Origin of the sequence: Brevibacterium permense (genome assembly GCF_013280495.1) — a bacterium.
Lineage (GTDB): Bacteria > Actinomycetota > Actinomycetes > Actinomycetales > Brevibacteriaceae > Brevibacterium > Brevibacterium permense.
The window spans coordinates 31,703-56,033 of the sequence record NZ_JABSSX010000009.1; the positions used below are offsets into that span (position 1 = coordinate 31,703).

At 65.0% G+C, this 24,331-nt stretch carries 21 protein-coding genes and 1 tRNA gene; 9 read left to right on the forward strand and 13 right to left on the reverse strand.

Annotated features, from left to right (window positions below):
• Positions 1-114: 114 nt before the first annotated feature.
• From HK353_RS12485 to HK353_RS12495, 3 genes are all read right to left on the reverse strand, one after another.
• Positions 115-1,698, reverse strand: a complete 1,584-nt coding sequence (locus HK353_RS12485; RefSeq protein WP_173156563.1) for an AbgT family transporter — start codon at positions 1,696-1,698, stop codon at positions 115-117.
• A gap of 299 nt (positions 1,699-1,997) precedes the next feature.
• Positions 1,998-3,083 (reverse strand): inositol-3-phosphate synthase, encoded by a 1,086-nt coding sequence (locus tag HK353_RS12490; protein WP_173156565.1) that lies wholly within the window; start codon positions 3,081-3,083, stop codon positions 1,998-2,000.
• 152 nt (positions 3,084-3,235) lie between these two features.
• Positions 3,236-4,828: a peptide chain release factor 3 gene (locus HK353_RS12495; protein WP_173156567.1), complete on the reverse strand. Its 1,593-nt coding sequence runs from the start codon at positions 4,826-4,828 to the stop codon at positions 3,236-3,238.
• A gap of 161 nt (positions 4,829-4,989) precedes the next feature.
• Here HK353_RS12495 and HK353_RS12500 point away from each other — a divergent pair, with 161 nt between their 5' ends.
• Entirely contained in the window at positions 4,990-5,367 is a 378-nt protein-coding gene (locus tag HK353_RS12500; RefSeq protein ID WP_173156569.1) for a hypothetical protein, read from the forward strand.
• A gap of 162 nt (positions 5,368-5,529) precedes the next feature.
• Here HK353_RS12500 and hrpA read toward each other — a convergent pair whose 3' ends face one another.
• From hrpA to HK353_RS12515, 3 genes are all read right to left on the reverse strand, one after another.
• Complete coding sequence (gene hrpA, locus HK353_RS12505; RefSeq protein ID WP_173156571.1) at positions 5,530-9,837, reverse strand: ATP-dependent RNA helicase HrpA; 4,308 nt, start codon at positions 9,835-9,837, stop codon at positions 5,530-5,532.
• A gap of 51 nt (positions 9,838-9,888) precedes the next feature.
• Positions 9,889-11,211 carry an Nramp family divalent metal transporter gene (locus tag HK353_RS12510; RefSeq protein WP_245395985.1) on the reverse strand — a complete coding sequence of 441 codons (1,323 nt, stop codon included), beginning with the start codon at positions 11,209-11,211 and terminating at the stop codon, positions 9,889-9,891.
• A 184-nt stretch (positions 11,212-11,395) separates the two neighbouring features.
• Positions 11,396-11,560 (reverse strand): hypothetical protein, encoded by a 165-nt coding sequence (locus HK353_RS12515; RefSeq protein WP_173156573.1) that lies wholly within the window; start codon positions 11,558-11,560, stop codon positions 11,396-11,398.
• A gap of 155 nt (positions 11,561-11,715) precedes the next feature.
• Here HK353_RS12515 and HK353_RS12520 point away from each other — a divergent pair, with 155 nt between their 5' ends.
• From HK353_RS12520 to HK353_RS12540, 5 genes are all read left to right on the forward strand, one after another.
• Positions 11,716-12,108, forward strand: coding sequence for a DUF202 domain-containing protein (locus HK353_RS12520; protein WP_173156575.1), 393 nt, complete (start codon positions 11,716-11,718; stop codon positions 12,106-12,108).
• Positions 12,108-12,455, forward strand: coding sequence for a DUF202 domain-containing protein (locus tag HK353_RS12525; protein ID WP_173156577.1), 348 nt, complete (start codon positions 12,108-12,110; stop codon positions 12,453-12,455). Before HK353_RS12520 ends, HK353_RS12525 begins: the two co-directional genes overlap by 1 nt.
• Positions 12,456-12,595: 140 nt before the next feature.
• A complete protein-coding gene (locus HK353_RS12530) occupies positions 12,596-12,913 on the forward strand; it encodes a hypothetical protein (RefSeq protein WP_245395986.1) in 318 nt (105 codons plus the stop codon).
• 161 nt (positions 12,914-13,074) lie between these two features.
• Positions 13,075-14,001, forward strand: a complete 927-nt coding sequence (locus tag HK353_RS12535) for an AEC family transporter (protein WP_173156581.1) — start codon at positions 13,075-13,077, stop codon at positions 13,999-14,001.
• A 71-nt stretch (positions 14,002-14,072) separates the two neighbouring features.
• Positions 14,073-15,251 carry a TIGR01906 family membrane protein gene (locus HK353_RS12540; RefSeq protein WP_342589915.1) on the forward strand — a complete coding sequence of 393 codons (1,179 nt, stop codon included), beginning with the start codon at positions 14,073-14,075 and terminating at the stop codon, positions 15,249-15,251.
• 317 nt (positions 15,252-15,568) lie between these two features.
• Here HK353_RS12540 and ppk2 read toward each other — a convergent pair whose 3' ends face one another.
• Both ppk2 and HK353_RS12550 read right to left on the reverse strand, forming a co-directional pair.
• Entirely contained in the window at positions 15,569-16,471 is a 903-nt protein-coding gene (gene ppk2 / locus HK353_RS12545; RefSeq protein ID WP_173156583.1) for a polyphosphate kinase 2, read from the reverse strand.
• Positions 16,472-16,538: 67 nt separating this feature from the next.
• Positions 16,539-17,825, reverse strand: a complete 1,287-nt coding sequence (locus HK353_RS12550; protein ID WP_173156585.1) for an MFS transporter — start codon at positions 17,823-17,825, stop codon at positions 16,539-16,541.
• Positions 17,826-17,915: 90 nt separating this feature from the next.
• Between HK353_RS12550 and HK353_RS12555 the strand changes: the two genes are divergently transcribed.
• A tRNA-Leu gene (locus HK353_RS12555) sits at positions 17,916-17,992 on the forward strand.
• 68 nt (positions 17,993-18,060) lie between these two features.
• On the opposite strand, the gene bioD is transcribed toward HK353_RS12555, so the two are convergent.
• Genes bioD through bioB form a run of 4 tightly spaced genes read right to left on the reverse strand, consistent with a single transcriptional unit; the run spans position 18,061 to position 22,556 of the window.
• Positions 18,061-18,870 carry an ATP-dependent dethiobiotin synthetase BioD gene (gene bioD / locus HK353_RS12560; protein ID WP_173156587.1) on the reverse strand — a complete coding sequence of 270 codons (810 nt, stop codon included), beginning with the start codon at positions 18,868-18,870 and terminating at the stop codon, positions 18,061-18,063.
• Positions 18,867-20,000: an aminotransferase class I/II-fold pyridoxal phosphate-dependent enzyme gene (locus HK353_RS12565; RefSeq protein WP_173156589.1), complete on the reverse strand. Its 1,134-nt coding sequence runs from the start codon at positions 19,998-20,000 to the stop codon at positions 18,867-18,869. Before HK353_RS12565 ends, bioD begins: the two co-directional genes overlap by 4 nt.
• Positions 19,997-21,322 carry an adenosylmethionine--8-amino-7-oxononanoate transaminase gene (locus HK353_RS12570; protein WP_173156591.1) on the reverse strand — a complete coding sequence of 442 codons (1,326 nt, stop codon included), beginning with the start codon at positions 21,320-21,322 and terminating at the stop codon, positions 19,997-19,999. Before HK353_RS12570 ends, HK353_RS12565 begins: the two co-directional genes overlap by 4 nt.
• Positions 21,323-21,335: 13 nt before the next feature.
• Complete coding sequence (bioB, locus tag HK353_RS12575) at positions 21,336-22,556, reverse strand: biotin synthase BioB (RefSeq protein ID WP_173156593.1); 1,221 nt, start codon at positions 22,554-22,556, stop codon at positions 21,336-21,338.
• A gap of 71 nt (positions 22,557-22,627) precedes the next feature.
• Between bioB and HK353_RS12580 the strand changes: the two genes are divergently transcribed.
• Positions 22,628-23,107, forward strand: coding sequence for a hypothetical protein (locus tag HK353_RS12580; RefSeq protein WP_173156595.1), 480 nt, complete (start codon positions 22,628-22,630; stop codon positions 23,105-23,107).
• Here HK353_RS12580 and HK353_RS12585 read toward each other — a convergent pair.
• Positions 23,095-23,484 (reverse strand): winged helix-turn-helix transcriptional regulator, encoded by a 390-nt coding sequence (locus tag HK353_RS12585; RefSeq protein ID WP_167194847.1) that lies wholly within the window; start codon positions 23,482-23,484, stop codon positions 23,095-23,097. The two genes, HK353_RS12580 and HK353_RS12585, sit on opposite strands and share 13 nt — an antisense overlap.
• 114 nt (positions 23,485-23,598) lie before the next feature.
• Here HK353_RS12585 and HK353_RS12590 point away from each other — a divergent pair, with 114 nt between their 5' ends.
• A complete protein-coding gene (locus tag HK353_RS12590) occupies positions 23,599-24,204 on the forward strand; it encodes an NAD(P)-dependent oxidoreductase (RefSeq protein ID WP_173156597.1) in 606 nt (201 codons plus the stop codon).
• The last annotated feature ends 127 nt before the right edge of the window (positions 24,205-24,331 follow it).

Sequence of the window (24,331 nt, forward strand, 5' to 3'; positions counted from 1 at the left end):
ACGGGAACTGAGGATCCCGGCCAACCGGCTCCGACGTTGCACGATCGTAATGCTGTGGTGGACAACACCCGATCAAGCGCGAGAATTCCCGGATCGGCCCATCGGGTGACCGGCTCAGCCCATCTGATAGTGAGTGGCCGCCCCCGGTCCCCACGGAATCCCTGTGGCCCACCAGATGAAGAACAGCAGTCCCCAGAGGATGAACATGGCGAAGGACAGCGGGATCGTGAATGAGAGCACCGTGCCGATGCCGGCGTCCTTCTTGTATCGCTGGATGAAGCCGAGGACGACGACGAAGTACGGGCTCATCGGGGAGATGATGTTCGTCGTCGAGTCACCGATGCGGTAGAGGGCCTGGGTGGTCTCCGGGGAGATCGACAGCAGCATGAACATCGGGACGAGCACCGGTGCCATGAGCGTCCACAGCCCCGAACCTGAGGTGAGGAACAGTGCGCCCAGCGCCACGAGCAGCCACCCGCCGAGGAGGATGACGAACGGTCCGGTGTTCAGCGCCCCGAAGACCTCGGCACCCTTGATCGCCAAGATCTCGCCGAGGTTGGACATCTTGAACAGCGCAAGGAACTGGCTGGCAGCGAAGAACAGGACGATCACCGGAACGAACGGCAGCAGCCCCTTGCCCATCATCTCCGGGATATCGGCGGTGTGCTTGATCGATCCGGTGGCGTAGCCGTAGACGATGCCGACGATGAAGAAGCCGAAGCCGATGATCGCAGCGATTCCGGCCATCAGACCCGATTCAGGACCGAAGCCTCCGGCTTCATCGCGGAGGAACGATCCGGCAGGCCAGGCGAGGGCGAACAGCACCGCCGCGCAGATGACGATGGTGACGACGGCGATGATGATCCCGCGCTTCTCGTTGGCGTCGAGGGCCATCTTGACGTCGAAGTTGTCCGGATCGTCGTCGGTCTCCTCGTCGAGTTCGATCTGGTCTGCTCGCTTGGACAGGACCAGCTCGGTCACCAGGGTCACCGCGGCGGCGACGACGAACATGGAGATGAAGTTGAAGTAGAAGTTCGCGACCGGGCTGACGGAGTAGTCGGCGTCGATGATCTGTGCGGCCGAGGTGGACAGGCCGCCGAGGATCGTGTCGAGCGAGTTGACCATCGGAGCCGCCGAATAGCCTCCCGAGGTCGCGGCATAGGCGACGAGGCAGCCGAGCAGCGGATTGCGGCCGACGGCTTTGAACGCGAGTCCGCCGAGGGGAATCATGATCATGTAGGACGCATCGGAGGCGATCGACGAGGCGGTTCCGGCCAGGGCGACGATGAATGTGATCCACTTCGGCGAGGCCCCGGCGATGGTTCCGCGCAGCATCGCCGGGATGAGTCCGGACTGCTCGGCCACGGCCACGCCGATGAGCACGATGAGGACGAGTCCAAGCGGTGGGAAGGTGACGAAGTTGTTCGTCGCTCCCGCAACGATCTCACGCAGCGACTCGGTGGAGAAGAGGTTCGTCACCGTCACCTTCTCGTCCGTGGCCGGATTGACGGCGTTGAGCCCGGTGGACGCGAAGATCGCCGAGAGGATCATGACGATGACTGCCAGCGAGAGAAACAGCCAGAACGGGTGCGGCAGTTTGTTGCCGGCCTTCTCGATGATGACGAGGACGCGCATCAGCCAGCTCAGCTCGGAACTGTCTTTCCTCTTATCTGCGGTTGCAGGCGTTGTGCTCGACATCGGTTCTCCTCGGTCGGGGTGGCACTGGCGAATATGTTGAGCCGGATATCGCTCATGTGAAAGCGATCACCTCAAGGTGCAAGTCTCATGGACAATCGGCGTTGTGTCGCGCGAATCTCATATTCCGGATATTCGGAGGTTGCCAGACTCACCTGTCCCCGCCGAGGCGGTCGTGCGGTTCCGTGCACACAGACGTCGGTGAATGTGCGAGGGCGCCGACCGCAGGTAAATGCGATCGGCGCCCTCTCAGCCGGCAGGCGACTCAGCACCTCAGATAAGGGTGGGCCGCCTCGGCGATATCAGCGCTCGAGGTTGCCGCGGATGAACGCTTCGACGGCCTCGTGGGCGGCGTCGTCGTCCTGCTGCTCCGGTGGCGATTTCATGAAGTACGAGGAGGCGGAGATGAGGGCTCCGCCGATTCCACGGTCGAGGCCGATCTTCGCTGCACGTACGGCGTCGATGATGACGCCGGCGGAGTTCGGCGAGTCCCACACCTCGAGCTTGTATTCCAGCGACACGGGGGCGTCGCCGAAGTTGCGGCCTTCGAGTCGAACGAAGGCCCACTTGCGGTCGTCGAGCCATTCGACGTAGTCGCTGGGTCCGATGTGGACGTCGCGGTCGGACAGCTGGGCGGAGGTGTTCGAGGTGACGGCCTGAGTCTTCGAGATCTTCTTCGATTCGAGGCGCTGCCGCTCGAGCATGTTCTTGAAGTCCATGTTGCCGCCGACGTTGAGCTGGTAGGTCCGGTCGAGGACGACGCCGCGATCTTCGAACAGCTTCGCCATCACCCGGTGGGTGATGGTCGCACCGATCTGGGACTTGATGTCGTCGCCGACGATCGGGACACCTGCGGCACGGAACTTCTCGTCCCATTCCTTGGTGCCGGCGATGAACACGGGCAGGGCATTGACGAAGGCGACCTTCGCGTCGATCGCGGCCTGAGCATAGAACTCGACGGCCTTCTGCGAACCGACGGGCAGGTAGCACACGAGGACATCCGCCTCGGCGTCCTTGAGCGCCTTCACCACGTCGACGGCCTCGCGGTCGGATTCGACGATCGTGTCGCGGTAGTACTCGCCGAGTCCGTCGAGGGTGGGTCCGCGCAGGACCTCGATGCCGGTCGGCTCCACATCGGCGAGCTTGATGGTGTTGTTCTCGCTGGCGGTGATCGCCTCGGCGATGTCGACGCCGACCTTCTTGCCGTCGACGTCGAAGGCGGCAACGAAATCGATGTCACCGACGTGATAGTCCCCGAATTCCACGTGCATGAGGCCGGGAACCTTCGTCCCGGGCGACGCGTTCCGGTAGTACTCCACGCCCTGGATCAGGGACGAGGCGCAGTTGCCCAATCCGGCAATCGCGACTCGAATCGATTTCGTTCCCACAATTCTCCTTTGTCTGTTTGGGTTTCACCGAGCGGCGGGAGTGTCCCACGCGGGCGGTTGGCCCTGTAGGGCTTCGCTTCGGCCCCAACTATCTATAATAATCTCCGCGTCAAAATGCCGGACACCGGCCTTCGAACGCGGCAGTGCTCGTCTCAGCTGACGACCAGAGGTTCGAGGACCAGGTCGGGGTGGTTCTTCTGCACGCCCTGCAGCCGCCACCGGTCGGAGAACAGCGCCAGCAGCTCTCCGTCGGAGCGGTGGAGGACCTCGACCGAGCGTTCCCGTGCCAGGGTCGGCACGCATTCGGGAGTGGTGCGTCGGGCGAGGGAGAAGTTGAGACGCTCCAGGGAGCAGGGAGCGTTGAATTCGTTGGTCATCCGGTCTTCGGCCACTTCGAACTGCATGGGTCCGACGGCGCCGAGCACGGGTGCCTGATCACCGCGCAGGTCCGAGCGCAGCACCTGGATGACACCTTCGTGGTCGAGCTGTTCGATGCCGCGTCGGAACTGTTTGTACTTCGAGGAGTCCTTGGCGCGGATGACCATGAAGTGTTCGGGTGAGAACGTCGGGATGCCGGGGAACTCGACCTTCTTGTCAAGGTAGAGGGAGTCACCGACGCGCAGGGCAGAGGCGTTGACCAATCCGACGACATCTCCCGGGAACGCTTCGTCGACGACATCGCGGTCGCGGCCGAAGACCTGCTGAGCGTATTTCGTGGCGAAGGGTTTGCCGGTGCTGGCATGGGTGAGCACGGTTCCGCGTTCGAAGACTCCTGAGCAGACACGGATGTAGGCGAGTCGGTCGCGATGGTGGGAGTCCATTCCGGCCTGCACCTTGAAGACGAATCCGGAAAAGGGATCGTCGACGGGGCGGGGCTGGTCGTCCTTGTCCAGGCGGGCCTCGGCGGGTGGGGCGAGGTCGACGAGGAGGTCGAGGAGTTTGTGGATGCCGAAGTTGAGCACGGCCGAGGCGAACATCACCGGGGTCGACTTGCCGGCGAGGAAGGTCTCCTGGTCGTGGTTCTGGTCTTCCATCTCCAGCAGATCGGACTCATCGACAGCGGTCGTCCACGCATCGCCTTCGAGGTCGGCGGCCGCCTCGGACGTGTAGGTGTCTTCACCGGCGATCGTGGCGCCTCCGTCGGTGCGGGTGTATTTCGTGTACTCGCCGCTGATGCGGTCGAGGACTCCGCGGAAGTCTCCGGACTGCCCGACCGGCCAGGTGATCGGGGTGGGCAGGAGGCCGGTGCGCTGCTGAACCTCGTCCATGAGTTCGAGCGCGTCGAGGCCGGGACGGTCCCACTTGTTGACGACCGTGATGATCGGGATATTGCGGTGGGCACAGACTTCGAAGAGCTTCATCGTCTGTGCCTCGAGGCCTTTGGCGGCGTCGATGAGCATGACGGCGCAGTCGACGGCGGAGAGCACACGGTAGGTGTCCTCGGAGAAGTCGGCGTGACCAGGGGTGTCGACGAGGTTGAAGACGGCGTCGCGGTACTCGAACTGCAGGGCGGCCGAGGAGATCGAGATTCCGCGATCCTGCTCCATCTGCATCCAGTCGGAGACGGTGGCGCGGCGACCGGCCTTGCCGTGGGTGGCTCCGGCCTGGCCGATGGCGCGGGCGTGGAGGGCGAGCGCCTCGGTGGTCGTCGATTTGCCCGCGTCGGGGTGGGAGATGACAGCGAACGTGCGGCGGCGGGACGCCTCGTGTCGGATGTCCTTGACGGAATACTGGCCAGAAGTCACCGCAGTATCCTATCGTTCTTCGCGCCCATCCGGCGTGTCCGTTCAGTCACAGTGTGGGCCAGCTTGTGCCGGGGGTCCGGCGGCCGGAACCGTATGTGCGGGGTGGCCGGTGGGCGTCGCATCCAGCGTCCTGTCGGAATCGGCCCATATGCTGGGGGACGATGTCTGAGGAATTCGTCGAATACGCCGGCCGTTCGGAGCCGAAGGAACGCTGGCTCAAAGCCTTACCGCTCATCGTCGCGGGAGTCCTGGGTATCCCGCTGCTCGCCGCCGACATCTGGCTGTCTCTGCAGATCGCTCAGATCACCAAATATCTCTTCGACCTCGGCACCTCCGGGTGGGAGGCCACCGGGTATGTCCTGGCCAGCCTCTCGGGCGGCTTCTGCGTCATCTTCTTCATCGCGTTCCTCTTCATCGGTTCTCGGCGACGCACGTGGAAATGGCGTATCTGGTGGGCAGTGGCGGCGTTCCTCGCTGCAGCGGCACTGCCGTTGTGGGTGATCGTCGACTGGCTCCTCAGCGGAGCCCAGCCCATCTAGACCTCTAGCCCTCGCGCGGCCGGCCGCGCTGTCCCCGCGCTTCGACGCCAAACCACCTCGCTGGTGGCGCTTCCTACAGGTGCTCGCGCGTCGGTCACTCTTCGTGACACAACGCCCCTCTGCAATGAGGCGTTGTACCGCTGCCGGTGAGGGGTACTCGGGTCAGAGCTGGGCGAGGGCCTTCGCGATGCGCTTCTCCGACACCGGATGTGCCGTGCCCAACGAGTTCGCGAACAGAGACACCCGCAGCTCTTCGAGCATCACTACGACCTCAACCCACTCTGCAGGCAGCGACACGATCAGCTGCGACCACTCGGCCTTCGCCAGTGCCGGGAATCGATTGCCGATCTTCTTGACCACATCGCTGCTGCAGCCGGTGACTCGATCCATGAGCTGCTTGTCACGGATCGGCGAGTCCTGCATTCCGCCGATGCGCACCACTTCGGCCTGCACCCAGCGGGGAAGCTCTCGCAGCGTCTGCGGAGTCAACGCTGCAATGGCGGCTGCGCTCGTCCGGGAGGCTCGCCACGCCTGCACATCGGCGAGGTTCGACAGGATCGCCAACGAGGAGGCCTTCGACACGAGTTTGTCGAGCTCGGTCGTCGCCTTCAGCGCCTTCATCAGGTGCGGCAGCAGCGATGAACAGGTCAGCGGCAGCTCGGCGTCGACGTCCTTGCGCAGCCGCGCGAACTCTTCGGCGGTGGCCACCCATGACGTTTCGGCCGGCCCCAACCGGTCGACGACGAGACCGCGGATCCCGACACGAATCAGCCCGCCCAGCAGCTCGTCAGCGGTCTTCTGATGACCGGCGAGGGTGAGCTTCTCCTGAGTGGTCAGCCCGTCCTGCAGGTACTTCAGCGCATCAGACGTGTGCTGGCCCAGCAGGGTGATGATCGCTTCTCGCGTGGCCAGGCGCGCTTGCGCTGCGGTGTCGAAGGCGACGAGGTCGACCGAGGTCCCTCGGTCTGCCAACCCGGGGACGACTCCGGCCGCAGCCTGATCGGGATCGGCCAACTCACCGAACGGCCAGTCCGTCAGGCCGGTCTTCGGGGTGAACGCGCTCTGCTTCTGGCGGGCCTTGCGCACCTGCGGTGTGGCCTTGGTCCTCAGAGCAGCCAGGTCCTCGCCGAGGCCGACGGTCTTCTTCCCATCGACGACCCGGAAGGTCAGCCGCAGATGGGCGGGAATCCGCGATCGGTCGAAATCGTCGGCGGTGACCGTGATCGGCACGAGATCGTTCAGCCCTCCCCCGCCGGCGCGTTCGCTCAAGTACGCTGCGAGCACGTCCGGCAGGCTTCCCTGGTACGGGGTGAGCGCGGGCAGAATCTCGCGGGCGACGTCGGGAGCGGGAACGAAGTAGCGGCGCTTGCTCTTCGGCAATGACCGGATATAGGCGGCGACGAGTTCTTCGCGCAGCCCGGGCACCTGCCAGCTGAATTCGTCCGCGTCGACCGCGGGCACCGCCTCGGCGGGGATCTCAACGGTCACCCCGTCCTCGGTGCTGCCGGGGTCGAACGAGTAGCGCAGCTTCGCCCGCGTGCCATCGGCCAGTTCCCATTCCATCGGGAAATCCGAGGCCACCGAGGCGGTCAGCTCCTCACTGTCGTCGCTGAGCAGCACCGAGGTGGTGAGGTCGAGCAGGTGCGCGTCCCGCCGTTTCTGCTTCTTCCACCAGCCCCGGAAATCCGCCGCCGAGGTGATCCCCTCCGGAATCCGTTCGTCGAAGAATTCGTAGAGGGCATCGTCTTGGTCGAGCACGCGACGGTTCCGTGTCCGCGAAGCCAGCTCCTCGGCCTCGTCGATGACGGCCGCGTTGTGTTCGAGGAAGCCGAAGCGTTCGTGCCAGTCGCCCTCGATGAGACCCTTGCGGATGAACGCGTCCCGGGCGGCCTCGGCGTCGATGGTGCCGTAGCCGACGCGGCGGTCGCTGACAAGTGTGACCCCGTAGAGGGAGATCTTCTCGTAGACCATCGACGCGCCGGCCTTCGTCGACCAGTGCGGATCCGAATGCTGGCGGGTGACCAGATCACCGGCGGCTTCGACGACCCAATCCGGGTCGATCGCGGCCACGGTGCGGGCCCACAGGCGGGAGGTCTCGACGAGTTCGGCGGCCATGACGAAGTCCGGGTTGACTTTGAAGAGTCCCGAACCGGGGAAGATCGCAAAGCGTGTGCCGCGTGCTCCCTGATAGTCCTTGTGCCGCTCCGACCGTGAGCCGATCATCGTCAGCAGACCGGTGAGAAGGGACCGATGGATAGCGGCGGCGTGCGGATCGAGCTTGACCGCGGCCACCTGCTTCCCGGTGTCCCCTGCCGGACCGGTCGCGCCCTGCTTCTTCGCGCTGCGTTTGGCAGCGCTGAGTTCGGCGAATCCGATCTTGCCGTTCGCACCTCGTCCGCCCTGAGCGCTTCCTTCGCCCCGACCGCCACTGGCGCCCTGACCGCCAGGAGCATTCTGGCCCTCACGACCACCACCGCTGCGACCGCTTTGACCACGGTCGGAACCGTCACCGGATCCAGCTGCATTCGTCTTGCCGCCCTCGCTATCGAGCGCGGATCCGGCCGTGTCGGCTTCGTCGCCCGGCTGCCAGACGGACTTCTCGACGCGAATGCCGGCCGAGCCGAGCAGAGAGCGCAGCTGACCGACGAGGTCCTGCCATTCGCGGATGCGCACGAAGTTGAGGAATTCCTCCTTGCAGCGGCGACGGAACTTCGAGGATCCCATGTCCGCCTGCAGACTCTGCAGGTAGTTCCAGAGGTTGAGGTAGGACAGGAAGTCACTGCCTCGGTGGGTGAATCGGGCGTGCTTCTCATCGGCGGCGGCTCGGACCTCGGCCGGACGTTCCCGGGGGTCTTGGATGGACAGCGCGGCGACGATGACGGTGACCTCTCCCCCGCAGCCGGCCTCCGCCCCGGCGATGACCATCCGAGCCAGCCGGGGGTCGATCGGCAGCACGGTGAGTTTCCGACCGATCTCGGTGACGTGGATCTTCCCTGCCGAGTCGCTGGTCAGCGCCCCGAGTTCGGTGAGCATCGTCCGTCCGTCACGGACGGCTCTGGCCTCTGGCGGGGTGAGGAACGGGAAGTCGAGGATCTCCTGATCGCTTGCGGCGAATCCCAGTGAGGCCATCTGCAGGATGACGCTGGCGAGGTTCGTGCGCAGGATCTCCGGATCGGTGAACTCGGGACGCGAGTCGAAGTCGTCTTCCGAGTACAGGCGGATGCAGATGCCGTCACTGGTGCGCCCGGAGCGGCCCTTGCGCTGGTTCGCGCTGGCTTGGGAGATCCGCTCGATCGGCAGTCGCTGCACCCGTGTGCGGTTGGAGTAGCGCGAGATGCGGGCGGTGCCGACGTCGATGACGTATTTGATTCCGGGCACCGTCAGCGAGGTCTCGGCGACGTTCGTGGCCAGGACGATGCGAGGTCGTGAATGGGGTTGGAAGACCTTCTGCTGCTCCCCCGCCGAGAGTCGGGCGAACAGCGGCACGACCTCCCAGCTGCTCATCCGCGGACGTCTGCGCAGGTGGTCGGTCAGTGCATCGGCCGTGTCGCGGATCTCCCGTTCGCCGGAGAGGAAGACGAGGATGTCACCGGGTGCCTCGGCCGCGAGTTCGTCGACGGCGGCGATGATTCCGTCAGTCTGATCCTCGACTCCGGTCTCGTAGTTCCCCGATTCGCCGGGCCCGTCGACATCGTCATCGGCAGGATCGTCCCCGAGAGGCCGGTACCGGACCTCGACGGGGAAGGTGCGGCCCTCGACGGAGATGATCGGAGCGTCATCAAAGTGAGCGGAGAACGATTCGGGGTCGATCGTCGCAGAGGTGATGATGACCTTGAGGTCGGGACGTCGGTCGAGCACCTCCTTGAGGTAGCCGAGGAGGAAGTCGATGTTGAGGCTGCGTTCGTGCGCCTCGTCGATGATGATGACTTCATAGTCGCGCAGCAGTTTGTCGCGTGAGAGTTCGGACAGCAGAATGCCGTCGGTCATCACCTTCACCCGGGTGGAATCGGCGACCTGCGCGGTGAACCGCACCTGGTAGCCGATGGTGTTGCCGAGTTCTTCGTCGAGTTCGTCGGCGATGCGCTCGGCCACGGTCCGGGCGGCGATGCGCCGCGGCTGGGTGTGGCCGATGAGTCCGTCGACCCCGAGGCCGAGGTCGAGGCAGATCTTCGGCAGCTGGGTGGTCTTTCCCGATCCCGTCTCACCGGCGATGATGACGACCTGATTGTCCCGGATCGCCTCGGCGATCTCGTCCTTCGCCGCGGTGACCGGCAGATCCGCGGGGTAGGTGACGGTGACCGGATGGGCAGCGCGGGCGTCCTTGAGCCGGGCTCGGCGCTGCTGATGGTGCGCTGCCGTGGTTCTGCGTCTCTGCTGCGAACGCCCACGTCCGTTATTCCCGCGCCGAGGCGGCCGTCCTGGATTCGTGTTCGCTGGAGTGGTCGATGGGGTCGGGTTCTCTTCTGCCATTGCGTCTCCCAGCTTAGCGCCACTGCCCAGGCTCGGCCCCGCCCAGGCGGGTTACTCCCCGCCGCCCCAGAGTGGTGCGAGCGCCGAGTAGAGCTGCTGGATGCCGAGGATGATGAACAGCAGTGCTGTGATCGCCAGAGCGATGTTCGTGTGCAGCTTGTTCGCCCATTCCTTCGGGATCTTCTTGCCGTTGAGGAGACCGAGGAGGGTGACGGCGAGGAACGGCATGAACAGCGAGCCGAGGACGCCGTAGGCGAGGATGAGACCGATCGGTTTGCCGAGGATGAAGAGGAGCATCGGCGGGAACGTCAGCCACAGCACATAGAACTTGAAGTACTTGCCGCCCGTCAGTGTGTCGGGGTGTCCGCCCGGCTTCTTGCGCATATGGCCCCAGAAGTCGGCGAACATCAGGGACACTCCGTTCCACACTCCGATGATCGAGGAGAAGGAAGCGGCCCAGAATCCGACGAGGAAGCCGATGCCCACGACCTCGCCGTAGCGGGCTTTGAGGACGTCGGCGAGGTCGAGCAGTCCCTTGTCCTCGGCGGAGATCGAGACTCCCGCGGCACGGACGACTTCGGCACCGACGATGAGCATGGCGATGACGAAGATGCCGGTCATCACGTACGCCATCGAGTTGTCGATGCGCATCACCCGCATCCACTTCGGGGTGTGCCAGCCCTTCTCGCGCAGCCAGTAGCCGTAGGCGGCCAGGGTGATGGTGCCGCCGACGCCTCCGGCGAGCGCGAGCGTGTAGATCACTCCGTCCTCGGGGATGATGGGGATCAGTCCGGTGAGCATGTCGGGGATATTCGGCGCGGCAATGATCGCCAGTCCCACGACGGTGATGAACATGATCCCGACGAGGACGGCGGTGATCTTCTCGAACACGCCGTAGCGGCCGAACCACACCATGGTGAAGCCGGCCAGGCCCATGAGCACCGACCACACTGTGAGGTTGAGTCCGGGGAAGAGCGCGGCCAGCGGTAGCGCCGCCGAGCTCATCGCCGTGGCTCCGTAGACGAAGCCCCAGATGATGATGTACGGACCGAAGTACCACGTGGTCCAGCGACCGAGCGATCGCCACCCCTCGAAGATCGTCTTTCCGGTCGCGAGGCTGAACCTGCCGGCTCCTTCGACGAGGACGATCTTGAGGATGACGCCGACGATCACTGCCCACAGCAGTCCGTAGCCGAACTGGCTGCCGGCCACCAGGGTCGCCACCATATCCGCGGCACCGACGCCGGTGGCCGCGACGACGAGGCCGGGACCGATGACCTTCCATTTGGCCGGGCCGGAGGCCTCTTCGATTCCGGAAACGGTCTCTGCGTCGCCCGCATCGCCGGGGCCGGAACCGTTCGACTGCTCACTCATGGAGTTATTCGCTTTCATCTTCGGCCGCGCACAGACTCACCGTGGTCGGGGATCCTCCATCGGGTTCTCCCGCATATCGGCGGCGCAGCGGTCTCAGCATGTCCACAGTCATGATAGGGGACAACTGCGCTGTCCTGTCATCGGTCACCACCCTTCGCGACGGCCGCCCCCGGCCCGCCGCGCCTCAGAAACGATCGGCGATGGTTCGCAGACGTTCGAGATACGCGTCTTGGTCGAAGTCCTCCGGCAGGTTCGGAGCCGCTTCGGAGAGTCCGGCGGCGCCGTCGATGCCTTCCCGGACGATGTCGACTTGGCCCACATGCCGGGTGAGGCCGGGGTGCGCGGCCACCTCAGGGACCTCTCATCGAGTCCGGACAGCTTCCATCGCAGGTTTCTCCGACCTCGGTGCAGGGACTGCCGCAGGAAGGACTTCATCGTCTCGTCGTCGCTCATGAGCACAGGCTTCCACACCATCTCTGCGCCGTCTACGGTTATCCTCGAAGGGTGAGTGAGAACAAGTCATCGCCGGACTCCCGCAGTCGCATCGCCCGACGGGTCTTCCCCGACGGAGTCGACCCCGATCCTCGCTTCACCCTGGCCAACGAGCGGACGTTCCTGTCCTGGATCCGCACCGCGCTGGCGTTCATCGGCGGCGGAATCGCCGTCGAGGCCTTCACCTCGGAGATCTTCGGCACCGGTCTGCGGGCGACCCTGTCGATCGTGCTCATGGTCATCGGTTTCATCCTCGCCGCCGGTGCCGCCGTCCGCTGGCATCGCATCGAATCGGCGATGCGCCGCAAGACCTCACTGCCGCTGCCGCTCATCATCCCCATCGTCAGCCTCGCCTCGGCGCTGGGTGCCGGTCTCCTCGTCCTGGTGTTCGCCGGCCTGCTGTGATGCCGACCCGCTCACCGCGACCGCAGCCGCATGACGATCCGGCTCTGCAGCCGGAACGCACCGTCCAATCCTGGCTGCGCACGAGCCTGACGATGACGGTCGTCAGCCTCATCTTCATGCGCTTCATCAACGTCTTCCAAGGCTGGTCGGTGACGCTCTTCGTCGTGTGCTTGGGCATGGCCATCGTCGCCATCGCCATGCAGGTCAGACGCTACCGGCTGGGTTCGGTCTCGATTCGGGCCGAACGCGGCCGGCCGTCGCCGTGGGCGGTCATCTTCCTCACCACCTCGGTGTGCCTCATTTCGGTGCTGAGCATCGCCTCGGTCATCAAGATCAGCCTGCTCTGAGGCTCTCTGCCCGCTCAACTTCCCAGACCTCCTGATCGGCATCCCACCTGCTCCCGCCCGACACCGCGCACACCCGCCGCACATGCCGCGTTATGAGACCGCCGTCCGGTCCGCTGACCTGCAAGCCTAAACTTGTCCGTATGAAGGATGCACGCGAAGTCTCCACCGCCCCACTCGTCGCCGTCGGCCTCATCGGCGGTTTCCTCACCGCCCGCGAGACCGGGATCCGCCCCCTCGGCGGAGTCGTCCTCGCCGCAGCGGGCGCCTACGCCGCCCGCTCCTGGTATGTGAAGAAGGGCTGGCCAGCCGCCACCGGACTGACCTTGGCCTACCTCGGCGGGTTCGGCGCTTCCCATCCCCTGGCGAAGAAGATCGGCGCATGGCCGGCCGTGTTCGCCGTCAGCGCGGTCAGCGCCGCAGCCTCCTATGTCGTCTCCGATATCGCCGAGGCGGACTGACCCCACCGCCGAGGAGGCCCGACCTCCGCACGCCGCCGCGCATACCGCCCGGCGACGACCCCGACCGTCCCGAACTGACACCCGCACTACGGGACTGACACCAGCCGCACCAGACTGACCGCAGCACTCCCAAATGCAGGAAGCGAGGACCCGAACAGCCCATGCTGGCCGTATTCGAAGGATTCGCCGTCATCGCCGGAGTCATTCTGGTCGGGTTCGTCCTCGGCCGCTCCGGCGTTCTCGGTCCGCACGGTCAGCAGGTCATCGCGAAGCTCGTCTTCTACGCCGGCACCCCGACGCTGCTCTATGTCACTGTCTCCGAGACTGACCTCGGGCTGATCTTCAACACCGCCCTCTTCGCCACCGGCGGCTCCGCACTCATCGTCGGTGCCGCCCTGTTCGTCCTCACCAAGTGGATCAGAAAACGCAGTACGGGTGAGGCGATGTTCTCCGCGTGGGCGACCAGCTACGTCAACATCGGCAACCTCGGCATCCCGATCGCCGCCTATGTCCTCCGCGACATCGGCTATGTCGCCCCGGTTCTGCTCTTCCAGCTGCTCGTGCTCGCTCCCATCGGCATGGCCGTGCTCGACGGAGCGGGCAAGAAGCAGCATGATTCGCACTGGTACTCCGCAATCCTCCAAGTGCTCAAGAACCCCATCGTCGTCGGAGCCGCAGCCGGTGTGGCCGCCTCGGCGACGGGCTTCGAGCTGCCGCGATTCGTCTTCGAACCCATCGACATGATCGGCGCGACCGCGGTCCCGGGTGCCCTGTTGGCGTTCGGCATCTCACTCAAGGACGGGTGGGGAATCCCCGTCAAGGGCAGCCGCGCACAGCTGAGCTACATCACCGGCGCCAAACTCATCGCTCAGCCGGTCATCGCCTGGGCCATCGGCGGTCCCCTGCTCGGCTACGACGGGGTCGACCTCTTCGCGATCGTCGTCACCTCCGCCCTGCCGACCGCGCAGAACGTCTACATCTACTCGATGCAGTACCGACAATCCGAGGCGCTCATGCGCGATGCCGTCTTCATCACCACGGTTCTGTCCGTTCCCGCTCTCGTCATCGTCGCCGCCCTCCTCGGCTAGCGACCCGCCGAAATCGGCCGCCGTGGCGTGTCCTCCCGGGCTTGGACCCCGTGGTCACTGACAATGGGGATGTGTCCAGAGACGAGAAGAACGAGACCGAAGACCTCCTGAGCAGGCGGATGAGTTCAGGGTCTGCCAGTGCTGCCGATAAGCAGTCGCAGGCCCCTCTGGAGGCGGCCAATGATCCCTCGACCGACACCGAGGCGTTCGATCCGATCACGGATCCCATCGCCGAGGATGCCCCAAAGCATTCTGCGGACGCGAAGCCCTCGACGGGCCCGGTGAGGGTGACTCCCGCCCACTCGACGAATCCGGCCTCTCAGCCCGCGACCGCGAGCACACACACCGCCGCGCAGAAGTCCGCCGGCACGGATTCGGCCGCCGTTGCATCGACAGCCGGGGCATCATCCTCGACCGATACCGGGGCCACACGCGAGGTGCCGCAGAATGCGCGCACCGCAGTGATGAGCGAAGCCGATTGGGCCGCGGTGTCGAAGGCGGCGACGTCGACCGATGCCCGTGATCCCGAGGTGCCCGAACGACGTCGGTCGGTGCTCGATGTCATCGGCACGATCTGGATCATGCTCGCCACCCCCTTCGTCCTGTTGGCTCTGGCGGTGCGCTTCGTCGCCTCGGGGATCTTCCTCAAATTCGAGTACTTCCGGCCCGGCTTCCCGGCCGATCAGTTCGGCTTCAGTGCCGCCGACCGTGAGCACTACGGCACTTACGTCATCGACTACCTGCACAACTTCGATTCCCGGCGCTACCTCGCCGATATCGTCATGCCCAACGGTGAGCCGATCTTCATCTCCGACGAGCTCAGCCATATGGCTGACGTCAAGGGTCTGATCTCGCTGCTCTACCTCGTGGCCCTCGTCGGCATCATCGGATCCGTGCTGTTCGGCATCTACATGTGCCGCAAGAACGGATCGGGCATCCATGCAGGCGTGCGTCTGGGGTCGATCTTCAGCATCGTCTTCATGGCCGCTGTCGCCGTCGTCGCCGTCCTCGGCTGGGACAGCTTCTTCCGCGGGTTCCACAAGGTGTTCTTCGCCGATGGGACCTGGGAGTTCTATGCCGACGATTCGCTCATCCGCCTCTTCCCGCCTCAGTTCTGGGTCGATGCGGGCATCGCCGGCGGCGGGCTGTTCGTGCTCCTGGCGATCATCCTCTTCCTGCTCAGCTTCACCGGTCACAAAAAACGCCGGGCGCTGCGCAAGGCACGGAAGGACGCCGAAGCAGAGATCTGATTCGGTTTCGCCGCGGTCCGGAGCATCGGCCTCCGGCGGCACAGCGGCGCGTCCCTGCACAGCGGGTTCGAGTCCCGCTCCACGGTTCCGGCCGGGTGGTCTTTCCCCTTCCACCCGGCCGAATTTCTGTCCGAAATCATCCGCGGACCATACCCACAATCCCCGATCCCCCGATCACCGTGTCTCGACTGGGGTGTCTCCTGTGGGTGGATCCACCTCGATCACGGAGCGGATTTCGCGGTGGATCCACCCACATGAGACAGGCACGCTGCCCGGACCACCGATCCCCCGCCTCGGTGACGGTGGACGACTGCGGGCTAGTCGTCGACGGCGTCGCGGCCGCGGCGGACCAGAAGCGGGTCGGCTTCGTAGACGACCGAGGGGTCTTTGTCCGCATAGTCGAACTGGTTGAGGAAGTAGCGCATCGCATTGATGCGGGCGCGTTTCTTGTCATTGCTCTTGATCGTGATCCACGGAGCGTGATCGGTGTCCGTGCGGCGGAACGTCTCTTCCTTCGCTTCCGTGTAGTCGTCCCAGCGATCGAGGGACTCGAGGTCCATCGGTGAGAGCTTCCACCGCCGCACCGGGTCAATCTGACGGATCGCAAACCGGGTCCGCTGCTCTCTCTGGGTCACGGAGAACCAGAACTTCGTGACGTGGACTCCGGAGTCGATGAGCATCTTCTCGAACACGGGAGCCTGTTCCATGAAGGTCTCGTATTCGTCGTCGGTGCAGAATCCCATGACTCTCTCGACGTTGCCCCTGTTGTACCAGGAGCGGTCGAACATGACGATCTCCCCGCTCGTGGGCAGGTGGGAGATGTAGCGCTGGAAGTACCACTGCCCGGCTTCGCGGTCGGAGGGTTTGTTGAGTGCGACGACGCGGGCGGCACGCGGGTTGAGGTGTTCGGTGAAGCGTTTGATCGTTCCGCCCTTGCCGGCGGCGTCTCGACCTTCGAAGACGATGACGTGTTTGGCGCCCGTGTCCTGACCCCAGTACTGGAATTTCAGCAGTTCGACCTGCAGTCTGTACTTCTCGAGTTCGTACTCTTCGCGGTCCATCTGTTCGTCGTACGGGTACCCTTCCCGCCAGGTTTCGACGGCCCGGCCCATGGGGTCGATGAGGTGCGGATCCGTGGTCTGACTGTCCTCGACGGTGTACCCTTCGAGGCGGAGTTTGTCGATGTACTCCCGCAGATTCTCTTGGAACAGATTGTTCACGAGATCCTTCCCTTTCGCTGTCGACACCGGGGTGTGTCTCGAGCACGATAATGTGCCGAGATGAATATCAGGTTATGCGATCGACGTCGCGTCGCGGGATGATTCCGACGCTCAACAGTGGGGCGAGGGCGATGAGTCCGAAGGACAGCGGATAGCCGAATGCCGTCACCAGGGCACCGAATCCGGGGCCTAGCAGGGCCGACATGACGAACTGTCCCGTGTTCTGAGCTCCCAGCGCCTTGCCCGACCAGCGTGGTCCGGCGGCTTCGGCCACCGAGGCGAAGGCCAGTCCGTTGTCGGCCACGGATACGGCCGAGGCGAGGATGAAGACGACGGCGGCGACGGCGGGCAGCTCCGTCAGCGACAGGATGGCGATGGCTACCACGACGATCACGGCGGCGACGGCGACGATGCGCATGAGGCCGACGCGGGATCCCGTGCGATCGGAAAGCGCGCCGACGACCATGCGACCGACTGCTCCGACGATCTGCGCGATCGCAACGATCGCTCCGGCGGCGCCCGCGCCGATCCCCTGGACGACGATGAGCCAGACGAGTCCGTAGGTGGAGAACGCGAACTGCGGGACGACGAGGAGCGCAGAGACCGCGTGGATGCGCCACAGGAAGGAATCGCTGCGGTACGGATTGATCGCCGAGGCGGCGCTGGGCTTCCCCTCCCCCGCCGAGGTGGCGCCCGGTTCGTCCTGTCTGTGGCGTTCTGTCTCCGGTTCGGTGTCGCGGTCGGGGTCGGCCACCTCGGCGCGGGCGGGGATCGGGTCCGGTGGGTTGCGGATGAGGGCGAAGCAGACGAGGGCGAGGAGGCCGGTCACGGCGGCGACGAACCAGAGGTAGGCGGGGAATCCGCCGGCCGCGGCGATCCCCGGGATGGTCACGGCGGCCACGCCTGTGCCCAGGGGCTGGGACATCTGGCGGATGCCCATGGCCAGTCCTCGGCGGTGGCGGGGGAACCACCCCATGACGACGCGACCGGATGCAGAGTTCACCGAGGCGGCCGCGGCACCGGAGGCTGCGATGACGATGACCATCCAGATCGGCGAGTCGACGACGAGCACCGCGGCGGCCGAGAACGCAGCGGTCAGCCCGATCCCCAAAGTCATCGCCAGACGTTCGCCGAACCGGTCGGCGAATGCGCCCCAGGCGATGAGGGTGAGGATGAGTCCGAAGCTCGGAGCGGCTGCGACAGTGCCGGCCTGGGTGAGTGTGAACCCGAGGTCAGAGTGCATGTATGGGATGAGGAAGGCGGGTCCGGCGATCGCAATGGTCGCCGCCATCTGCGTGAGGACACCGACGACGAGGATCACCCAGGCCTGCCTGGTGGGTCCGTTCGTCGTCATCGTTCCAGGTTAGCCGTGTGCCCGGATCGTCCGCGGGATGTCTCAGATCGCGGTGGCCGGGCTTTGCCGATAAAGTGTGTTCTGAGCATTCCCCCTATAGCCCAATCGGCAGAGGCAGTCGACTTAAAATCGATTCAGTGTGGGTTCGAGTCCCACTGGGGGGACCATAGATATTTGAGCTGACCTGCGACGTTTCGCAGCGAGGATCAGGCTGATTCCTTCACCGCCTCTGCGATCAGGACAGGCGCAGCCACCCAGGTGCCCGGGCAGTGAACTCGTTCCGATCGAGCCTGTCATCGACTCCGGCGGGAATCGCTCCGAGGACAGGTGCCATCGCCGACAGTGCAGCCCAATTGTCACGGTCAACCGGAGACGCCTTTCCGGGCCACGAACCGATGATGATGCCGGTGGTCGAAACCCGCCGTCTCTCAAGGGCTTCCGCGGTGAGAGCAGTGTGGTTGAGGGTCCCTAGGCGGGAGCGGACGACGATAGCGGCACCGACCGAGTTCTCTCCTTCCGACAGTCCGGCTGCGATGTCTGCGACGGTATGCTCTCCGAAATCGACGAGGACTCCCCCGGACCCTTCGATGAGGACGTGGTCTGCATCGGTTCGTGCGAGTGCCCTCCGTATGAAGTCCACGTGCTCGGCTGCGCTCGGCAGATTCGAGACTCTGTCGGCCCCTGAGGAGTCCGGACCGGATGGTACGGCGCCAACTGACTCATCATCGACCGACTTGAACCCGTCCCATTCTGCTTTGGCTGCGGGAACCGGAGCCATCGGCAGGCGGAAGGTGGTGTTCGTGAACGCATGGATGCCGGTCAGCCGAGCCACTGCCTCCGCGTCGGATTCTGTGACGACGTCGCTGTAATCTGACTCGAGCTGCTCACGTTCGGGATCGTCGGCCCTGATATGCCCCGTCTGGATCGGCTTGCACATGATCACTCGACGTCCAGCCGCATTCAGTGCCGCTGCCAACGCCGCGGTGGCGATGGTCTTGCCGACGCCGGTGTCCGTTCCCGTGACGAGCAGAAAGCGCGGGATCATGCCGCCGACTCCGCAGCGCAGATTTCGGTGATCGCCCGAATGCGCTCACAGGTATAGGCCAGCTCCCCAGGGCTGAGTCCGGCACGAGCTGTCAGCCGCAGACGCGTGATGCCGTCGGGCACCGAAGGTGGGCGGAAACAGCCGACGAGGATGCCCTCCTCGCACAGCAGTTCGCGCGCCCGGACGCCTGATTCCGGACTCGGCATGGGAACGGACAGCACGGCACCGGCCGGGAGCGGCACATCAAGTACGGCTGCCAGTTGTGCGCGGGCCGCCTTCATCGACGCCACCCGCTCAGCGGTAACGAGGTCGAGAGCCGCACGCGCTGCGGCCGCCATGGCAGGGGAAAGACCGGTGTCGAAGATGAAGGTACGAGCCGTGTTGACCACAGCATCTCGGACGAGACCGGCTCCCAGCACAGCACCTCCCTGGGAGGCGAGCGCTTTCGACAGCGTGGCAGTGACCACGAGGCGGTCGCGGAATTCGCTCACCGCGGCGGCCGCCCCCATTCCGACGGCTGTCTCGGCGCCGGTCACACCGATCCCGTGCGCTTCGTCGACGAGCAGCAGAGCGTCGTAACGAACGCAGAGGTCAAGAAGACAAGGCAGGTCCGCGGTGTCACCGAATACGGAGTACACCGATTCGACGACGACAAGCGCCTCTGACTGCTGACGACCAGCCAAAGCGGCTTCAACGGCGTCCAGGTCGTTGTGGGCGACGATGCTCGTCGGAGCTTTTGCCAGACGGCAGGCATCGATGAGTGACGCATGGTTGTGGGCGTCAGAGATGATGAGAGTATCAGGACCGGCCAGAGCAGTGACGGCGGCGATGTTAGCCAGATAACCGCTGGAGAAGGTCACACACGCAGGGTGCCGCAGCCGTTCGGCCAGCGCAGCTTCCAATCGGTGGTGGACGTGTGTGGTCCCGGTGACGAGTCGCGATGCGCTGGCCGAGGTGCTGCTGCGTTCGATCTCCTCGATCGCTGCGGCACGCACCAGCGGATGCGCCGAGAGCCCGAGGTAGTCGTTCGAGGCGAGGTCGAGTCCGTCGAGCACGAGGTCACTGCGATAAAGACCGGCAGTACTTCGGCGCTCGGCGGCGGCGGAAAGGCGGGAGAAGAGGGCGTTCACGATGCAACCTCGAACTCGCACCCATCCCCGTGTGCCGCGGCTGCCGCGACAATCGCCTTCGTGATGGTGTCCACCACCGCCGGAGTCGAGATATAGGGCGGCATCGTATAGATGTGCTGCCGAAACGGCCGCAGCCACACCCCGTGTTCGGAGGCTATGCGCGTGGTCAGCGCCACGTCGACCGGGCGGTCGAGTTCGACGACGCCGATGCCACCGGTCACCCGCGCCTCGATGACGTGATCCAGTCGCCTGGCAGGAGCGAGGCCCGTTTCGAGGGCCTGAGAGATCCGTCCAATGGCCGGCTCCCAGCCGCTCGTCTCGTCATCGATGAGGAGGCCGACCGACGCATTTGCCGCAGCACACGCCAGGGGATTCGCCATGAACGTGGGCCCGTGCATGAGCGCCCGGTGGGACGAAGTGGTGATGACGTCGGCAACCGTTCCACTGCACAGCAGCGCCGCCAATGTGAGATAGCCGCCGGTCAGAGCCTTGCCCAGGCACATGAGGTCCGGGGTGATCCCCGCGGCCCGACAGGCGAAGTCAGAGCCCGTGCGTCCGAAGCCGGTGGCGATCTCGTCGGCGATGAGTACGGCATCGATCTCGGTGGCCAACCGCCGCAGTGACTGCAGGGCGGCGGGGTGATACGGACGCATACCTCCGGCGCCTTGGAAGAGGGGTTCGACGATGATGCCGGCGATCTCTGCCCCGTGCGCATCGACGAGGTTTTCAGCCTTGACCAACCATTCGTGCACCTCGGCAGCAGATGCCTCCGGCAACGGCGGACGAGGCAGGAACAGCTGGGTCGCGAGCAGCCCGGCGAAATCGTTGTGCATTCCCCCAACTGGGTCGCACACGCTCATCGCCCCGGTGGTGTCACCGTGGTAGGCACCTTCGAGGGCAAGGAAGCGCCTGCGGTCGCGGCCGCGGGCCAGCTGGTATTGGATGGCGAGCTTGAGCGCGACTTCGACCGAGACCGAACCCGAGTCTGCGAGGAAGACATGGTCGAGTCCGTCCGGTGTGACTGCGACGAGCCGCTCGGCTAGTTCGACGGCCGGTTCATGGGTGAGACCGCCGAACATGACGTGCGAGAACGATCCGATCTGGGTGGTCAGTGCCGCGTCCATGACCGGATGCTGGTATCCGTGGACGACCGACCACCACGAGCTCATCCCGTCGAGCAGTCGATGCGTCGATCCCGAAGCATCGCGCAACTCCACATAGGGCCCATCTGCGCCGGTGACCGAGAAGTGCGCGCCGGCGTCGAGCGGACCGTAGGGGTGCCACAGCAGGCCGGAATCGCGCTCGAGCGTGCTCGTCGGCATCCGTAGTCCCGCCTCAGACATTGGGTGTGAGCTCTGTGCCCGCGCCGCGGCGCCGGATCGTCGGAATCATCACTCCGGAGTCGTCGGCCTCTTGACCAGCCGTAGGCAGAGGTTTGCCGCACGGCAGGGTGCTCGCGGTCTTTGCTGCCTCAGCGGACGTTCCGTCGCTCTTCATGTCACCGGGCGCCACCTCGGCGAAGGCGGCCTGATGGGCTGCCCGGTGAGCCTTGAGCTCATCACGCAGTCGTTCGGCACTCTCTGCTCCGACGATCTCGAAGCCTCCGTCGACGATCATGTCGAGGTCTTCCTCGGCGGCCTGCCCCTCCGAGGTCAGATAGTCGCCGAGAAAGAGCGAATTGGCCACATGCAGCGACAGCGGCTGCAGCGTACGCAGGTGCATCTCCCGACCTCCGGCGATGCGCAGCTCGCGGTCCGGGCACAGGAATCGCACGGCGCAGAGAATCCGCAGGCAATGCTGCGGGGTCAGAGTCCACGTTCCTTCGAGCGGTGTGCCGTCGAAGGGAATGAGGAAGTTGACCGGGATCGAATCGGAGTCAACGGCCTTGAGCGATTCGATCGCCTCGATGATCTGCTCGTCCGTCTCCCCCATTCCGACGATCAGCCCCGAGCACGGGGAGAGCCCTGCACCACGCGTCTTGTCCACGGTGTCGACACGGTCGGCGAACGTATGAGTCGTGCAGATATCGGGGTAGAGAGATTCGGCAGTGTTGAGGTTGTGGTTGTACGCGTCGACACCGGCGTCCTTGAGTCGCTGTGCCTGACCGTCCTTGAGGAACCCGAGGCAGGCGCAGACCTCGACGTCGGGACTGGATGTCTTGATCTCCTCGACCATCCCCGAGACGCGCTCGACGTCCCGGTTCGAAGGACCGCGTCCGGACGCGACGAGGCAGACCCGCGAGGCTCCCCCTGCCAGACCGAATTCCGCCTGCCGCTTCGCCTCATCCTTCGGCAGCCATGAGTACTTGAGAATGTCGGCTTCTGAGCCCAATCGCTGGGAGCAGTATCCGCAGTCCTCCGGGCAGAGTCCCGATTTGAGGTTGACGAGGTAGTTGACCTTGACGCGATTGCCGAAATGTTCGCGGCGCAGCCGGGAGGCAGCGGCGACAAGGTCGAGGAGGTCCTCGTCGGACGACGAGAGGATCGTGCGGGCATCGGAGGCGGTGGCCGGATCGCCGGCGAGCACGCGCTCGGCGAGTGTTTGATAGCTATCCATGTTGTCATTATTGAACACTGTTCAATAGAGTGCCAAATCACACTCTCCGCCCGAACAGGCAGAATGGTGTTATGACCTTCGTCCTTCTCACCGCCGGCGGTCATCCCCGGTTCGTCGACGGCACCGATGATCCGAACCTCGCCGAGGCGGCCGGGCCCGCCGTGCTCATCGCCGTCGACAGCGCTGCCGACGACTCCGATTCCGGCCCTGACATCGGCACCGAGGTGCCGTCGCTGAACGCAGGCATCGACGCCCCCTACCGTCCTCTCGCCTACCGTGAGTCGGGAGCCGACTGGTCGGACATTGATTTCGAGGCCGCCGATCATTGGGTGCAGATGGGACCGGAGCTGCGGCGCCGCCTCGTCGAGGATCACCTCGCGACGCTCACCGTCGGAGAGTTCAAGGTGGCGACGAACAACGGCAGCGCCTCGATCATCACGAACAACTGGGTCTACTCGGGCTCACCGCGCACCTACCGCGCCGCGGGCCGCCTGAGAGAGCTCATCACCGTCCTCGGCGAACTCACCCGCAAGGCCGATCAGCGCGCCTGAGCATCATCGATCTCGGCCTGGCGATCACGATTGTCGATCAACTCGGCGACATTGCGCTCGGCCCACCTCCGCAGCGCGGTCACGGGAGCCTGCAGCGAGCGACCGAGATCGGTGAGCGAATACTCCACCCGCGGGGGCACCTCCCCAAACGACTGCCTGGTCACCAAGCCGTCGGCGACGAGTGATCGCAGCGTCGAGGTGAGCACCTTCGGGGTGATGCCCCCGATCGCCTGTCGGATCTCGCCGAAGCGCTTCGGGCTGTCATCGAGGATCTCGATGATGAGCACCGTCCACTTGTCGCCGACCCGATCGAGGATGACTCGGGTGGGGCACTCCGGATCGAAGGCATCGCCTTCCCAAGATTCTCTGATTCTCATATCCCAATAGTATCTTTGAGGTACTCCCTTTCCAAACGATAGTGTCATGATGTCATCACAGAAGAAACCACCTCGGCGCCGCGAACCCGACGCCGCAGCAGAAAGGGACACACCATGAAGATCGCACTCTTCGGAGCATCCGGAACGATCGGCTCCCGCGTCACCGCCGAGGCAGCCGGCCGCGGCCTCGACATCACCGGCATCACCCGCTCGGGCAGCGACGTGCCCGGTGCCGCCCGCAGCATCAAGGGCGATATGGCCGATGCCGAGTTCGACGCCCGCATCGCCGCCGAACACGACATCATCGTCTCCACCACCGGTCCCAGCCGCACCGGCGGGGACCACCAGGAGTGGCTCGACGCTCTGAAGACCTTGGCCGAGAACAGTGGCAACACCCGCATCTTCGTCGTCGGGGGCGCCGGTTCCCTGTGGGTCGGCGACACCATGCTCAAGGACACCGAGGGCTTCCCCGCGATCTACAAGGCCGAATCGGAGACCGGCACCCGAGCGCTCGAGCTGCTGCGGACAGGCAACTGGTCGCCCTGGACGCTCATGTCCCCCGCACCGGAGATCGCCCCCGGGGAGCGCACGGGTTCGTACAAGACCGAGCTGGAGGTCCCGGCCGGTGACGCAATCTCGGCCGAGGACTTCGCGGTCGCCATGGTCGACGAGATCGTTGAACCCAAGCACATCGACGTCCGGTTCACCGTCGCGAACTGACCGAACTGACGGTCGATGACCATGCGCGGCGGCTCCCGACGCCCAGAGGAGAGCCAGTCGCTCGCGGTCATGCGAACATGACAGCGCCGGGGATGCAGATGCATCCCCGGCGCTGTCGTCTCATCAG